General features: G+C 64.0%; 16 protein-coding genes. 10 read left to right on the top strand and 6 right to left on the bottom strand.

Annotated elements, in window-relative coordinates; translation table 11 throughout:
- Positions 1–13: 13 nt before the first annotated feature.
- A complete protein-coding gene (locus CH285_RS12400; protein ID WP_027497694.1) occupies positions 14–994 on the bottom strand; it encodes a GTP pyrophosphokinase in 981 nt (326 codons plus the stop codon).
- A 90-nt stretch (positions 995–1,084) separates the two neighbouring features.
- On the opposite strand from CH285_RS12400, the gene CH285_RS12395 reads away from it, so the two are divergent.
- Positions 1,085–2,059 (top strand): sigma-70 family RNA polymerase sigma factor, encoded by a 975-nt coding sequence (locus tag CH285_RS12395; protein ID WP_027497693.1) that lies wholly within the window; start codon positions 1,085–1,087, stop codon positions 2,057–2,059.
- A gap of 6 nt (positions 2,060–2,065) precedes the next feature.
- On the opposite strand, the gene CH285_RS12390 is transcribed toward CH285_RS12395, so the two are convergent.
- Complete coding sequence (locus CH285_RS12390; protein ID WP_094642845.1) at positions 2,066–2,473, bottom strand: VOC family protein; 408 nt, start codon at positions 2,471–2,473, stop codon at positions 2,066–2,068.
- 860 nt (positions 2,474–3,333) lie between these two features.
- On the opposite strand from CH285_RS12390, the gene CH285_RS12380 reads away from it, so the two are divergent.
- From CH285_RS12380 to CH285_RS12335, 9 genes are all read left to right on the top strand, one after another.
- Positions 3,334–3,819, top strand: a complete 486-nt coding sequence (locus CH285_RS12380; RefSeq protein ID WP_027494245.1) for a fluoride efflux transporter FluC — start codon at positions 3,334–3,336, stop codon at positions 3,817–3,819.
- On the top strand, positions 3,816–4,181 hold the full coding sequence (gene crcB, locus CH285_RS12375) for a fluoride efflux transporter CrcB (RefSeq protein ID WP_027494244.1): 366 nt from the start codon (positions 3,816–3,818) through the stop codon (positions 4,179–4,181). Before CH285_RS12380 ends, crcB begins: the two co-directional genes overlap by 4 nt.
- A 26-nt stretch (positions 4,182–4,207) precedes the next feature.
- Positions 4,208–4,768 carry a universal stress protein gene (locus tag CH285_RS12370; protein WP_027494243.1) on the top strand — a complete coding sequence of 187 codons (561 nt, stop codon included), beginning with the start codon at positions 4,208–4,210 and terminating at the stop codon, positions 4,766–4,768.
- Positions 4,769–5,135: 367 nt separating this feature from the next.
- A complete protein-coding gene (locus tag CH285_RS12360; RefSeq protein WP_051364869.1) occupies positions 5,136–6,014 on the top strand; it encodes a phosphatase PAP2 family protein in 879 nt (292 codons plus the stop codon).
- Between the two features lie 312 nt (positions 6,015–6,326).
- Positions 6,327–6,758 (top strand): MerR family transcriptional regulator, encoded by a 432-nt coding sequence (locus CH285_RS12355; protein WP_094642844.1) that lies wholly within the window; start codon positions 6,327–6,329, stop codon positions 6,756–6,758.
- Positions 6,759–6,790: 32 nt separating this feature from the next.
- Positions 6,791–7,789 carry an arsenic resistance protein gene (locus CH285_RS12350; protein WP_373454731.1) on the top strand — a complete coding sequence of 333 codons (999 nt, stop codon included), beginning with the start codon at positions 6,791–6,793 and terminating at the stop codon, positions 7,787–7,789.
- Between the two features lie 170 nt (positions 7,790–7,959).
- A complete protein-coding gene (locus CH285_RS12345) occupies positions 7,960–8,865 on the top strand; it encodes a LysR family transcriptional regulator (protein WP_230074817.1) in 906 nt (301 codons plus the stop codon).
- A gap of 69 nt (positions 8,866–8,934) precedes the next feature.
- Positions 8,935–10,107 carry a TDT family transporter gene (locus tag CH285_RS12340; RefSeq protein ID WP_080729195.1) on the top strand — a complete coding sequence of 391 codons (1,173 nt, stop codon included), beginning with the start codon at positions 8,935–8,937 and terminating at the stop codon, positions 10,105–10,107.
- 95 nt (positions 10,108–10,202) lie between these two features.
- A complete protein-coding gene (locus tag CH285_RS12335) occupies positions 10,203–10,550 on the top strand; it encodes a hypothetical protein (RefSeq protein ID WP_051364864.1) in 348 nt (115 codons plus the stop codon).
- A 31-nt stretch (positions 10,551–10,581) separates the two neighbouring features.
- On the opposite strand, the gene CH285_RS12330 is transcribed toward CH285_RS12335, so the two are convergent.
- The 4 genes from CH285_RS12330 to CH285_RS12315 all read right to left on the bottom strand — a co-directional run bounded on the left by CH285_RS12330 (position 10,582) and on the right by CH285_RS12315 (position 13,934).
- The gene (locus tag CH285_RS12330; RefSeq protein WP_051364861.1) at positions 10,582–11,217 is read right to left on the bottom strand and encodes a uracil-DNA glycosylase; all 636 of its coding nucleotides are present in this window, start codon (positions 11,215–11,217) and stop codon (positions 10,582–10,584) included.
- A 504-nt stretch (positions 11,218–11,721) separates the two neighbouring features.
- Complete coding sequence (locus CH285_RS12325; RefSeq protein WP_027494239.1) at positions 11,722–12,399, bottom strand: zf-HC2 domain-containing protein; 678 nt, start codon at positions 12,397–12,399, stop codon at positions 11,722–11,724.
- Entirely contained in the window at positions 12,396–12,947 is a 552-nt protein-coding gene (locus tag CH285_RS12320; RefSeq protein WP_027494238.1) for a sigma-70 family RNA polymerase sigma factor, read from the bottom strand. The genes CH285_RS12325 and CH285_RS12320 overlap by 4 nt, the downstream gene beginning before the upstream one ends.
- Entirely contained in the window at positions 12,948–13,934 is a 987-nt protein-coding gene (locus CH285_RS12315; RefSeq protein WP_080729192.1) for a DUF302 domain-containing protein, read from the bottom strand. It lies immediately after the preceding gene.
- Positions 13,935–14,131: the final 197 nt, after the last annotated feature.

The following is a 14,131-nucleotide window of genomic DNA, read 5'->3' as shown; positions in this document are numbered from 1 at the left end:
TGAGAAACGCCGGTCAGCGCTTGCGTTTCTTTCCTTGCGTGCGCCGCGGCGGCTGCGAGGTCAGGTGGTAGTACAGCGCGTCCTCGGAGTCTTCCACGACGACGTCGATGTAGTCGCCCACCTCGAGGTAATCGTTGACTGCGATGCGATCGGTCGAGCCGATCACGGCTTTGACCGACCGTGCGGGGACGAGCCCACGGCGCCCGTCCGGACCGACGGCCAGGGCGTAGCGGGGGCCGGTGCGCGTGACGCGTGCCCGGATGAAATCGGGGTCCTTGGGGATCGGGTCGGGTGCCACCACGCTGCCGTCCTTCGAGGCGGCGGTCAGCGAGTCGAGCTGCGCGGCGAGATCGTCGGCCATGGCGTCGACTTGATCGAGCAGGTGCGCCATGTGCGCGGCGTAATCGGTGTGCTTCTTGGTCGGTTTGAGTGCTTCACCGGGCTTGTACATGTCCTCGTGGGTCAGCTCGCCCCACGCGTCCTGCAGCCGAGTCTTGACCTGAACCTCCACCTTCACGTCGAGGTCGCCCTGATGAGTGGCCACTCGTACGACAAGCACAGCGTGATATGCCCGGTATCCGCTCGGCTTGGGAAACGAGACGTAGTCGGTGGGAGGCTGCGCGAACCGCACCGAGCATTTCGGATCGGTACACGCGCGCTCGAGTGCGGTGACGAACGAGAGCTGGTCCCGTGGGGTCTTGCACAGCACCTTGATGCCGACCAGATCGGGCAGTGCGTCGGCCACGGCGTCGGCGTCGTGGGGCTCGCTGATGCGTCCCTCGGACAGATAGCGACGGAGTTTGTCGGCAGATCTGCCGGGGTCCTTGATCCGCGCAGTCTGGGCATTGAGTCTGTCTCGGTCGACATCTTCGAGTATCTCGTCGGCGATGGTTTCGAGAAAATTCTGTGCGGTGACGAGTGCGGCTTCCCACGCGCGACGACGATGCAGATACAGCTCTTCTACCAAGTCGTCGATGCTGCTGAGCGATGTCACGAGCCGAGGTTAACCCAGAGGCCCGACCAATCCCGGCGGTGGCGCGCGATCGGCCGTCGATGCGACCGAACCCGGTTTAAGCTCTTCCGCATGACCGTGGCATCTGTGCAGAACGACGACTTCGTCGCGCAGTTCGATCCGTTCCGTCGCGAGCTGTTGGCGCACTGTTACCGCATGACCGGGTCCATCCACGACGCCGAGGACATGCTCCAGGAGACCTACATCCGGGCCTGGCGGGGGTACGCCAAGTACGAGGGCCGATCGTCGCTGCGCACCTGGCTGTATCGAATCGCAACGAACACGTGCCTCACCGCCCTCGAGGGGCGAGCCAAGCGTCCGCTTCCTACCGGGCTGGGCGCGCCGAGTTCGGGCCCGACCGACGAACTCGTGCAGAACAACGAGGTGCCGTGGCTCGAACCGATTGCCGACTCGGATCTGGCCGACTCGAACGACCCGGCCACGTTAGTGGTGGGGAGGGAGTCGGTTCGCCTCGCGTTCGTCGCGTCGCTGCAGCATCTGTCGTCGAGACAACGCGCAGTGCTGTTGATGCGCGAGGTGTTGCAGTGGAAGGCCTCCGAGGTCGCCGAGGTTCTCGCCACGACGACCACTGCGGTCAACAGCCTCCTGCAGCGGGCCCGCGAGCGACTGGAGGAGATCGCTCCGGAACTGGACAACGTGGAACCCATCGAATCTGCCGAACTGCGCCAGCTCCTGGCCCAATACGTGGAGTGCTTCGAGCGTTACGACATCGACCGGCTGGTCACACTCTTCACCTCGGACGCGGTGTGGGAGATGCCCCCGTTCGTCGGCTGGTATCAGGGAGCCGAGACGATCGGATCTCTCATCCGAAACAATTGCCCCGCACAGGGAGCGGGCGACATGCGGATGGTGGCGACATCAGCGAACGGCCAACCTGCGTACGGGCTCTACATGGTGGGCGAGGACGGAATACATCGACCGTTCCAACTACACGTTCTCGACGTCGACGCTCGAGGCGTCGGGCATGTCGCCTGCTTCTTCGATCTGTCGCTGTTCGATCGATTCGGACTGCCCGACCGCCTCTGAGCGACGTCAGCTCGTCGGAACGGCCGAGGGGTCCATCCACATCACTTCCCACACGTGATCGTCCAGACTGCGGAATGCTCGGCCGTACATGAACCCATGATCCTGCGGTTCCATCCACTTCGATCCACCCGCAGCGATGGCCGCGTCCGTGAGTGAGTCGACCTCGGCGCGGCTGTCGGCCGAAATACACATCAGTACCTCACGAGCCGACGTCGTGTCGCAGATCGAATCGGAGATGAAATCCCCGAACCTCGATGTGGCCAGAAACATCACCGTCGCCTGGTCGCTAACGATCATCGAGGCGGTGTTCTCGTCGCTGAAAATGTCGTTGAACTCGAAGCCGAGACCCTCGAAGAATGCGCGGGTGGCCACGACATCGCGGACAGGCATATTGGCGAACAGCAAACGGGACATGGATGACACCTATTCGTCGGGTACCGGCACTGTCAGTTTCAGAAGACGACTGCACTAGTTCAGAAGACGACTGCACTTACCCACCACACGGGAGCACCGGTCAGTAGCATTCATCCCGCCGAGCTACGCGTACAACCACCATATAGAACAGCTTCTGTGATCGAAAAGTCCTCGATCTACCAGTGAACATGATTGCCCTCGACACGTCGTGTGTGTTCCCTTGGAGTCTTTGACTTTGACGTAGCTCGTCACCGGTATGTTGAGTGCGCTTGTGCGCCAGACGTTCTATGCGTTCGATTCGAAGTATCCCGATTCACTCTCGACCTACTGCAGTGGGGTTAAATTGGGTGGCGCAGTTCATGTTCGAGTGTGGTCTAGTCGACTGCGTGTCGATGCGGCGTGGCAATGAACCTCGGTTCCGAGCCTGGTGCCCGCTCTGAGTTCGACGACAATGCTGTGTTCGGCGAAATGTTCAGCGTCTTGGTGACGCCGTGTGCCACGTACCCGTGTTGAGAAGATCGCGGTGGTCGGCGGATCGGGAATACCGGGCTTGATACGCGAACACAGGTGTCCAATCCGACCCGTTGCACGGCCGGTGCCGTCGTGGCCGGTGCCGTCGTGGCCGTTAGTCGAGCTCAACAACCGGGTTCGGTTGTTGAGCTGCAGCGCTGGCACATAGACACCTCGGCCTGCTGACCGAGAATCTCGAACGTACATCGGATCTGCTTGGGTCGATCCCTGGTCAGGCTATAGTGGTGTCCGGCGATGGATCTCCGCCGAGACCGCCCCGTAGGGGGTTGTCTGAACCGCCCCAACCCTGGGGCTGATGGCTCCTTTCCCTGAGTGGAAGGAGTCTGTCCATGAACGGCCATCACGACCCGAATCCGACCCTACCGGTCGATCCCGACAGTGCGCCCCCAAGCCCGCTGCATGCGCGAGCGTCCGCGATCGCCGCCGTCGGTGTCGGTGGATTGGTCGGGGCCCCGCTCCGATACCAACTCGGACTGTGGTGTTCCTCTGCCGCGAGTGGCTGGCCGGTGACGACCTTCGCTATCAACATCGTCGGGGCGTTCCTGCTCGGAATGCTGCTGGAGGGATTGGCTCGCCTGGGCCCGGACACAGGGTGGCGGCAGCGGGTCCGGCTGTTGGTGGGCACCGGGATGCTCGGTTCGTTCACTACCTACAGCACACTGGCCGTCGATACCGATCTGTTTCTGCGCAGCCATCAGTGGTGGGCCGCCGGCAGCTACGCGGCCGGCACCGTACTGGTGGGTCTGGTCGCCACCACCGCCGGAATCGCGATCGCCGCGCGACTGCGGACACGGCCCGCGGAGGCAACACAATGACGACACTCTGGATCGCCTGCGCGGGCAGTGCAGGGGCGATCGTCCGTTTTGTGCTCGACGGGGCCATCAGGCACCGCCGGGCGTCGGATTTTCCCTGGGCGACAGCGATCATCAACGTGACCGGATCACTGCTCCTCGGATTCGTCACCGGACTGATCCTTTTCCACGGACTACCCCAGGAACTTCAGCTGATCGTGGGCATCGGTTTCTGCGGCGGGTACACCACCTTCAGCACCGCCAGTTTCGAGACGGTGCGGCTGATCCAACGTCAGAAGTACATCGCTGGCGTGTTGAACGCGGTCGGCACCCTGCTGGTGACTGTCGTCGCCGGCGGTGCCGGTCTCGTCCTGGCTTCCGTATGAGGAGAAAACAATATGAGGAGAAAACAATGACCGAGGACGATCCCAGCCACGCCTCCTGCGACGACCTAGGGGACTGGCGCGCTCCGCTACAGGTGGACGGCCCCGCCGCCTCGGTAGAACCGGTGTGCCACCTGGTCGTGGGGTTCGACCGGCACCCAGCAAGCCACGCTGCCTTGACCTACGCGATGGACCTTGCCGGTCGACTGAACGCGTTCCTGCATGTAGCGCACATCGTCGACACCGATGACCTGCCGATCGACCCGGACAGCGACGACTGGGAACAACGCATCGCCGACGCTGTCGAACAAGAGCGCCGCGAGGCATGCGCGATGCTGGCCGCCATCCCCGGGAACTGGGCGTTCTACTCGAGGCGGGGCAACCCGGCTCGACTGTTGACCACGATCGCCGACGCCAACGACGCCCTGATGATCATCATCGGTACCACCCGCGGCGGGATGATGTCACTGGTGGAGAGGGCCGTCGGCGAATCGGTGTCCGCGACACTCGCCCGCCACGCCCACCGCCCGGTCCTCCTCGTCCCCGCTACCGATAGGCAGCATAGTGACGCAGCCCAAACACGCCGGTGACCCATCCGCCGCACCGGGTTCCCGCCGCGCGCTTCCAGAAAGAAATCCACCGAACCGCCACGACCATCGATGGGGGGCGTGTCGGTTCGTTGTCGCGTTCGGGACGGTCAGCATGCTCGCGGACTTCGTCTACGAAGGTGCCCGCTCGATCACCGGCCCCCTCGCCTCGCGGGGGGCTACCGCCTTCGTCGTCGGGGTGTGGTCACCGCATCCGACGAGGTCGCAGCGCTGATGGTGCGCTCGGTCTCCGGCCCGGTGGCATACACCAAGCCGCCGCTTCTGGGCGTCGACGTTTCCGGTTACGCCCACCCCGTCATCGCCGTGCACTTCCTCTGGATCGCCGGCGCACTGGCGCGTCTGCGTTCTCGTGATCGACGAACGGAGCGGCAAAGCCATCCGTTCCCCAGCCGAAAACCGATCTGCTCTACGACATTCGATTCCCGCGTCGCTCACCGTCGTTCCCGCAATCCAGGTCATCGCAGTGGCCGCCCTACTCGCCACCGGTCGTCGCCGCACCTGGCACCCCACCGTCCATCCCACGCAACCCAACCAAGGAAAGTCACCTATGTTTCCTGCTCGTCCGTGGATTCGGCCGTTTGCCGCCGCTCTGCTCGCATTTGCCGCACTGCTCGCCGCCGGCACTCTCGCCTCCACCACTGCTGTGACAGAGGCGGGTCTGCGGTTCCACGACCGTATCGCCCTTCATCGCGCCGGCTGGGCCACTGCCCTCGCCGAATTTGTCACGGACTGCGCACAACCGGTCGTCGGAATCGTGGTGGCGATCGGTATCGCCGCATGGCTCACGTGGAGAGGCCGACGGGTCGACGCGGCATGGGCCCTGGCAGTGATGGCATCTACCCTCGTCGTGTCGACAATCGCGAAATACAGCATCCGCGAACCCCGTCCCCCGCAACGGTTCTGGCTGATTCCTCCCGACACCGTGTGGTCGTTCCCGTCTGGACATACAGCGGTGGCTGCGGCCATGATCGGGCTTGTGGTCCTGCTCACCGCTCGGGCGCACGTAATTGTCCGGCGGTTGGCCCGCACGACATCAGTGCTGTTCGCGCTCGCCGTCGCTGCCTCCCGGCTGTACCTCGGCGTACATTTCCCGCTCGACGTCGCCGCGAGCATTCTTGCCGCCAGCACTGCGCTCCTCGCACTGTGGACCATGTGGTCGATCCCTCCGGTCCGACACTGGGTCAATGTCCGGCTCGGACCGACCCCTCAGGCAGCCTCACCCGACTGATCGCGGACCCACTCCGACTCCGAGCACTACGTGACGGGAAGGTGAATTCGAGTCCTTCATCGACGCGCCGGCGGCTGGTAGCGCAGGTGAGGATCGTTGCCCACAACTCGATACCCTCAGGTTGGTCAGCCGTTGAGAGCGTGCATGCAGACGGGGCCTTCATCTCGCTGAGAGGCGTCAGGTCTAGACGGATGAGCGCCCGGACGTCCGGGCGCGGTCTCGCTGGGAACATGGCCCGACGTTAGGCCCAGTAGCTGGGTGGAAGGTCAAGGATTTGACCTTCCACCCGACTCGAAGGTTTATCCTCGGCGCATGTCTGCTCTGCGCATTTCACAGCTGTCGTCGGTGACCGGCGTCCCGGCGACAACGCTACGGTTCTACGAAAGCGAGGGCCTGCTCCCGGCGGACCGTTCGGCGAACGGCTACCGCGTTTACGACGACCGCGCTCAGCAACGTTTGGCGTTCATTACCGCCGCCAAGAGCCTGAACTTGTCGCTGCCGGAGATCAAACTTCTCCTTCGTGTTTGGGAGAAAGACTCCTGCGCCGCAGTCAAAGCCGAACTCGGCCCCGCCATCGAATCGCACATCGCTCACGCGAACGAATCGATCGCTCAATTGACCGCACTGCGTGACAGTTTGACCGATGCACTGTCCCTCCTTGGGGACACACCCGACGCGTCGACGCCATGCAATCCGGAGTGCACCTGGCTGATCTCTGCGAACACCGCGGTGGGCACCTCGTGAACACATCGAGCGCCACCTCGGTGGTGGCCTGGATGGAGAAGTTCCAGATCCCGCTCTACCTGCTGGCCCTGCTCATCGGTGCCGTTGTCGGCTTGGGTGCGCCGTCGTCGGCGCATTCGTTCGAGATCGCCATCAACCCGGTACTGATCGTGTTGCTTTACGCCACGTTCCTCGTGGTTCCGTTCTCCGCCATCGGCGCATCGCTGCGCGACGGGAAGTTCTTGCTCAGTGTCGTGGTGCTGAATTTCGTGCTCGTCCCGGTCGTCGTGTTTGCTTTGACCCGGTTCGTCGCTGACAGCCAGGCGGTATTCGTCGGTGTGCTGTTGGTGTTGTTGGCTCCCTGCATCGACTACGTCATCGTCTTCAGCGGGTTGGCGGGCGCGGCATCGGAACGGTTGCTCGCGAGTGCGCCGCTGTTGATGTTGTTGCAGATCGCGTTTCTGCCGCTCTACCTGTGGTTGTTCGTCGGGTCCGAGTTGGTGGAAATCATCGACATTGCACCGTTTGTCGAAGCGTTCGTGCTGCTGATCGTTGTTCCACTGGTGTTGGCGGCCCTGACGCAAGCGCTCGCGCGTCGTCGCCGAATTGGCACCCGGATCATGGATGTGATGGCCGCGGCGATGGTGCCGGTCATGATGGCCACTCTTGCGGTCGTCGTGGCGTCGCAGATCGACGCGGTCCGCTCCGAGGGCTCCCAGCTGATTGCCGTGGTGCCGATCTTTGTTGCATTCCTGGTCGTCATGGCGGTTGTCGGATGGGCGACGGCCAGGGTGACGCGCCAGGACGTTCCCGCGACTCGGGCGTTGATTTTTTCCGGTGCCACCCGAAATTCGTTGGTCGTTCTGCCGCTGGCGCTCGCGCTGCCACCAGCACTGTCTCTTGCTGCCGTGGTCGTGGTGACGCAGACACTGGTGGAGCTGATCGGAATGGTCGCCTACGTCCGACTCATCCCCTGCCTTGTCCCAGCTCACGCTGCGAGAGCACCGGTGAAGTTCGAAACAACTCGCACGAACCAAGGCAATCCTGGGTGACGAGAACTGGATAAAAGCAGGTGGCGTCAGTGAGGGTGAACGAACCACGGGATCCAGTGCCGCGACCCCGTTCCACTTCCCGCGAGCATTGAGCATCGAATGGGGACTTTTCCGGCAAACGCGCCTGTGGGCTCCGCGCCCGCTACGACTGCAGTCTCTACGCTGGCACCGTGCCCCTGCCGACCCATGTGACCGACCTGATCAGCTACGAATTATTGCTGTCCGTCGCCGAGCTGGGAAGCATCGGACGCGCAGGGGAGGCGCATGACATGTCGCAGCCAGCGGCGAGCGCACGCCTGAAAGCACTCGAAAGCCGCATCGGGGTAGCACTCCTGCATCGCGGGCAGCGAGGTGCCACCCTCACCGCAACCGGCGAACTGGTCGCCGGCTGGGCCGAGCGCGTCATCGCCGAAGCCGCCGAGCTCGCCACGAGCATCGCAATGCTGCGCACCGACCGCCACAGCCACATTCGTATCGCCGCAAGCCTCACCATCGCCGAATACCTCATACCGCGATGGCTCATCACACTGCGCTCCCACGACACTTCCATCACACCGACTCTCACCTCCGGAAACTCTGTCGACGTAGCCGCATCGGTGCTCGACGGCCGCGCCGACATCGGATTCGTCGAAAGCCCCGATCTGCCCAGCGGACTCCACTCGAAGGACGTTGCCCGCGACGAACTCGTCGTCGTCGTCGCCCCCGATCATCAATGGGCTCGACGAACGATCACGGCGAGCGAACTGGCCGCGACACCGCTGGTCACCCGCGAACCCGGGTCCGGCACACGTCTCGCGCTCGAACGTGCGCTCCGGACTGCGGGCCCACTCGCCGCGCCACTGCTCGAGGTGTCCTCCACCACTGCCATCAAAGCTGCCGTCATCGGCGGCCTCGCACCGGCCGTACTCAGCTCCCTCGCGGTATCCGCCGAGATCGCCGCCGGAACGCTGGCCCGCGTTCACACAGAGGGGCTCGACCTGCGCCGGTTCCTGCGTGCCGTGTGGCCCGCGGGCCGTGAACTGCGAGGACCGTCGAGCGACCTGCTCGTCGTCGCCCTCAAATCCCCGCAGTCATAACCTGAGGTTGGGACCGGCCAGGTAATCGGTGTCTACCGGTGACGACTGTGTGCGAGGACGCTGGAAGTCATGACCACGACAGCTCTGCACCGCTCCTCCATCACGTCTCGGCGCGGCGACGATACCGAGCGGCCGCGCAAGTGGCCGGTGCTCTCCGACCTCGACCACCCGAGCCAGATCTTCGAACACATCACCCCCAACTGGTTCGCCTCGGTCATGGGCACCGGTATCGTCGCCAACGCCGCCGCCACCCTGCCCGCCCACATCCCCGGACTGCACGTGTTCGCAACGATCGTGTGGATCGCAGCGTCGGTCGCCTTGATCACACTCTCCGGTGCCTTCGCAGTGCACTGGATCCGACACCGGCAGTATGCGCGTGAGCACGCCGCGCATCCGGTGATGGTGCAGTTCTACGGCGCACCCCCCATGGCGCTGCTGACCGTCGGTGCCGGGACGATGCTGCTGGGCAAAGACGTCATCGGAGCGGCGCCCGCAACCGTGATTTTTGCCGTCCTGTGGACCGCTGGCACAGCCCTCGGGCTGATCACCAGCATTCTCGTGCCCTACCTGATGATCACCGCCCACGATCACCAGACCGCCGTCGCACTCCCGGCGTGGTTGATGCCCGTCGTACCGCCGATGGTGTCCGCCTCCACCGGTGCGCTGCTGCTCCCTCATATCGCGGATGGGCAATGGCGCCTGGCCATGCTGTCCGGTTGCTACGCGATGTTCGGGCTGTCACTGATCATCGGAATGCTGACCATGACGCTCATCTACGGACGGCTCGTCCACGGCGGAATCCCGCCGGTCCAGGCAGCACCGACGGTGTGGATCACCCTCGGCATGATCGGTCAATCGATCACCGCCGCGAACCTGCTCGGCAACGATGCACCCTTGGTGTTCACCGGCGAGACCGCCTCCGTCGCAACCGGCCTGCACGTGTTCGGCATTCTGTACGGACTGACGATGGGCGGCTTCGGCGTCTTGATGTTCACCCTCGCAACCGCCCTCACCATCCATGCCGCCCAGAAGGGACTGACATTCTCACTGACCTGGTGGTCGTTCACCTTCCCCATCGGCACCTGCGTCACCGGTGCCACTGCCCTCGGCGGCGCTCTGGGGTCGGCCGCGGTCGAGGCCCTTGCAATCGGACTGTATGCGGCCTTGCTCGCAGCCTGGGGCACAGTCGCCGCCCACACTCTCCGCGGCAGCGTGCAAGGAAAACTTTTTCAACCCAGCTGAACCGACCGCCGGGTAGTACCCACTCGGAACGCTGATACCGAACGAACAGCGTTGATCCAATCGACCACTGACCCCGGAAAGGACTCACGATCACGATGAACACACCGAATGCAGACACACCGACTTCCGATACCCCGAGACGGGGCAGCCGCGGACGCGTCTGGGCACGAGTCACCGAAAATTATCTGACCTGGCTGTTGCTGATGGCGGGAACAGCTGCTGCGGGGGCCTTTCTCACGGCCCTCGCCGGCGGGTTCGAGGGCTGGACCGTCGTCGCAGCGATCGTGACAGTGGTGCTGTTCGCGGGATGTTGGTTCTCATATCGAGACGGTGCACGCCGGGGTGCCGCCGAACCACACATCATCCAGTACCACCCCGACAGCCCGGACGAGGTGATCGACATCGACACCGACACCGGCGAACGCCAGCCCCACCAGGACTGACCGGTCGGAGGCAGCAGCAGCACGATCCGCCCTACCTCAGCACAGTGCGGGGTTCAGGTGCCTTCTCCAGGTGCGTTGCGACCGACAGTGCTGCGTTGATCAACCGCTGGCGAGCAGCCGCCGGTGCGTGTGCGTTGCGAGCCGAGGGGTGCGGTGCCGCTATCACCGGGAGGAGGCGGGTGGGAGCAGATGCAGTGATGACGCGCATGTAGCCATCGAGAGCCTTCGCACCAAGAACGAAAACCACCTCCAGTTTCGGCAGCAAGGCCATAAGCTCGCCGACATATGGGCCCGCCTCACCGAGAACGGATGCCGTCGGCGATACCGGATGACCGGCGTCATCGAGCACTGCCCACGGCACAATATTCCACTTGACGCACTGCACCCGGTCGATACCCGCGTCGGCGAACACCGATTTCAGCACGGGGTTCGTTCGATCTGGATTGTCGAACGAACACATGTTGGTCCCGCCCGGACGTATCGTTTTCGGCCCCGGAGACTCCAACAGCACCAGACAGCGAGCCGCGTCGCCGCCGTCGTCGGGATCGAACAGTGGAATGGACCGTGCAGTGTCGATCCTCCATCGCAACACCGACGCATTGAGTGAGCGGACCGGGGCATCGTGCGCTCGGGCGTGCTTTCCGGACCACACGTCATCATCTGTCATACGCCGCACTCACTGCTGACCCACGCCACACGTACTGCTGGCCATGGGGAAACGCACCGTGAGCCGTAGACGCCAGCTCTCGGTGGCTCGCCTCGACGACCACTGCTGAGCGTTTGACGACTCCGCTGCCTGAACACACCTATGAGATAACCACGACAGGCCGTGTGGTGCCTATTGCACCCGTCTTCTCATCGACTTCGATTCCAGATCAGGTCGGATACCCCCTAGGGTACTTACATACCCCCCTTGGTATATGCCACAGCGGGTACCGAACCGACCGAAAGTATGCACGACTTTTCTGGAATGAGTCCGGAAAACGAGCGACGGACCGATGCGGTGCGGCGAACGCAGAGCCAGCGCGTTCGGACTCGGATGTCGATCCGGGGTACGTCGTCAGCGTCCCGATCTCACTCGACCGCGGTCCAGCCGTTCGGGCGGCCACGCGACCGACACGCTGTCCGAGGCACCGCATCGAAACCTGCCCGTGTCCGTGACGACTCGGTCTCAGCGAGAGGCCCGCGCGATCGTGTTGCCCGCCGGATCGTCGATCACGATCGAGTGGATGTCCTCGACAGAAAGGGACGTTGCGCCGGTCACCGCTGCTGCTCGGCTCGCGGTGACCGACCATTGAGCTGCTTGTTGTCGAGTCCCGTCGTTGCCGACCACTTGCAGAGTGAGGATGCCTGCGCCGGGGAGTTGTTGAACGTCGACGTCGATCGATGTGCCCCAGGCTTTCGTGGTGAGCTCGAGGTCACCTGTGGCCCCGACGGTGCTCGACAGAACGAGCGGGCGGGCACCCGCATCGTTCACCGTTGTCGAATCGTCGGAGCGGGCGAGGGTACTGAGCGGGACGATCGCCGCAGCGACTCCCAGAACGAGGGTCGCCGACACCGCAGTCCACACTCGCCGCCGCCTCTTCTCGGAGGTCCGTTGATGCCTCATCGCGCTCAGCAGGTGGTCGAGTCGCTGGTCTGCACCGGCCGTCGAGTGCACCGGTGAGAGATCTGCTGGCTGCCTGCGACGTCGAAGCACTCCTGCGACGGGTGCCAGGACGTCGATTTCGGTTCGGCAGGCAAGGCAGTCGTCGAGGTGTCGTCGTACCGCTGCTCGGTCGTCGCGCTCGAGTCCGTCGAGTACGTACGCCCCGAGCAGTGGTCGGATCTCGTCGTGCGCTGAGCTCATGGAATCAATCCCAACTCGTCGAAGATCCGGCGTAGGGCACGCACAGCGTAATAGGAGCGGGACTTGACCGTGCCGACCGCGATATCGAGGTGCGCGGCCACTTCGGAGACGGTTCGACCCTCGTAGTAGATGAGCACGATGACTGCTCGATGCTCCTCGGACAACCGACGCAGCGACTCGTCTATGAGCCACCCGTCGAGGACCCCGCCCAATTCGTCGTCGATGCACTCGGCGGCGAGTGCGATCTGATCGTGGACGAGAGTCGGCCTGCTCGTGCTCGCCCGCCACTGATCGGTGAGTACGTTTCGCGCGATGGTCATGAGATAGGACCGCGTCGATGCTGCCGTCACATCGATGCGGTCGATCCCGCGCCACGCGCGCAACATCGTCTCCTGGACGATGTCCTCACACTGCTCGCGGGTCTGGGTGTAGCGGCTGACGAATCGAGTCACTGCGTGCTGGTGCTCGCGGAAGAGCGCCGACATGGCGACTTCGGACGCATCGACGAGCTGGTGGTTGTGCTGTGAGCCGGATTCGACACCGTCCACCTAACTGCCCGAGCCGGAAGCGGCATCGGTGAAACCGGTCGTGGCGGCGGCGACCATGTCGAGAACAGGATTGGTCGGCGAGATCGAATGCCGAGCGGCGAGTACACGGATATCGGGGTGAGCCACGTGAACGATCCCTTCGGCATCCTGCCACGCCACGTATCGGGCGGGGAGGTCGATCCCCATGGTCTGCTGCGCTCCGACCAGCGCAGTCGAGACCGCAGGATTACCGACGTAGGTGACCATGGTGGGCCTCAGAGGTGTCTCGGCAGCGGCGGACGCGAGATCGACGGTTGCGACTGTGGGCTGATTCTTGGCCGCGAACGCTGCCTCGTATCGGGCAATGGACGCTGCAACCGATGCATCACTGGTCTTCTCGACCAGGTATCCCGGCGCTGCGGACACATCGGTGCCCTCTGCGGCGGCCGCCGAGGATCCCGTCGCATCGGACGCGGTCGATGCCGAGCCGGCCCGGAGTCCGTCGAGGGCGTCGGACGAGACCGGGATGCCTGCGAGCGTCGCGATGTACTCGGCGGAGTTGTATGCCAGAAACACCGTTCCGTTGGCGGCCTGCCAGACCAGGTACTTCTGTGGAAGGTCGATCGCGGCCCGTTGGTCCGCGGCGATCAACGGCGACGCCGCTTTCGGATTCCCCCCGATCACCACGGTGGTCGGGCGGATCGTCTCACCTGCTCCCTGTGCCAACTTCTCGAAATCCACAGTGGCTGCCACAGCTCCCGCCGTCTCCAGCGCGCGCTGTACCCGAGAGACCGTGTCACTCACAGAGTAGTTACTGGCGTACACCACCAGTCCGGGTTCGGACGGTGCCACATCGGGTGTCGCAGCCTTCGCGTCCGCCGACGTGGACACCGGAGTGCTCGACACCGCCACCGAACCGGTGGGTTCGGTGGAACCGCACCCGGCGAGGGCGATCACCGCCGCCGACGCGAGCAGCGACGTTGCCATACGGAACCTTGAAGTGCTCATCACGTGTCCTGTCCTCGTGCCCACGCCAGCGGTGGGCTTCACTGTGGTGTACGCACACCGAGCCTGAGGGGTTCACCCGAACCGAAGTTCCCTCCGGCGATTGCTCCCGGAATGTCGGTGCACCGGAGGGCGACACAGTCGAGTTCACGCAAGCGGAGATCTGATCGATCGGTTCACCCCGGTCTCGTCGAGCGTCT

The organism is Rhodococcus sp. 05-2256-B1 (assembly GCF_002258465.1).
GTDB lineage: Bacteria > Actinomycetota > Actinomycetes > Mycobacteriales > Mycobacteriaceae > Rhodococcoides > Rhodococcoides fascians.
This window is presented reverse-complemented; position numbering and strand designations above follow the sequence as displayed.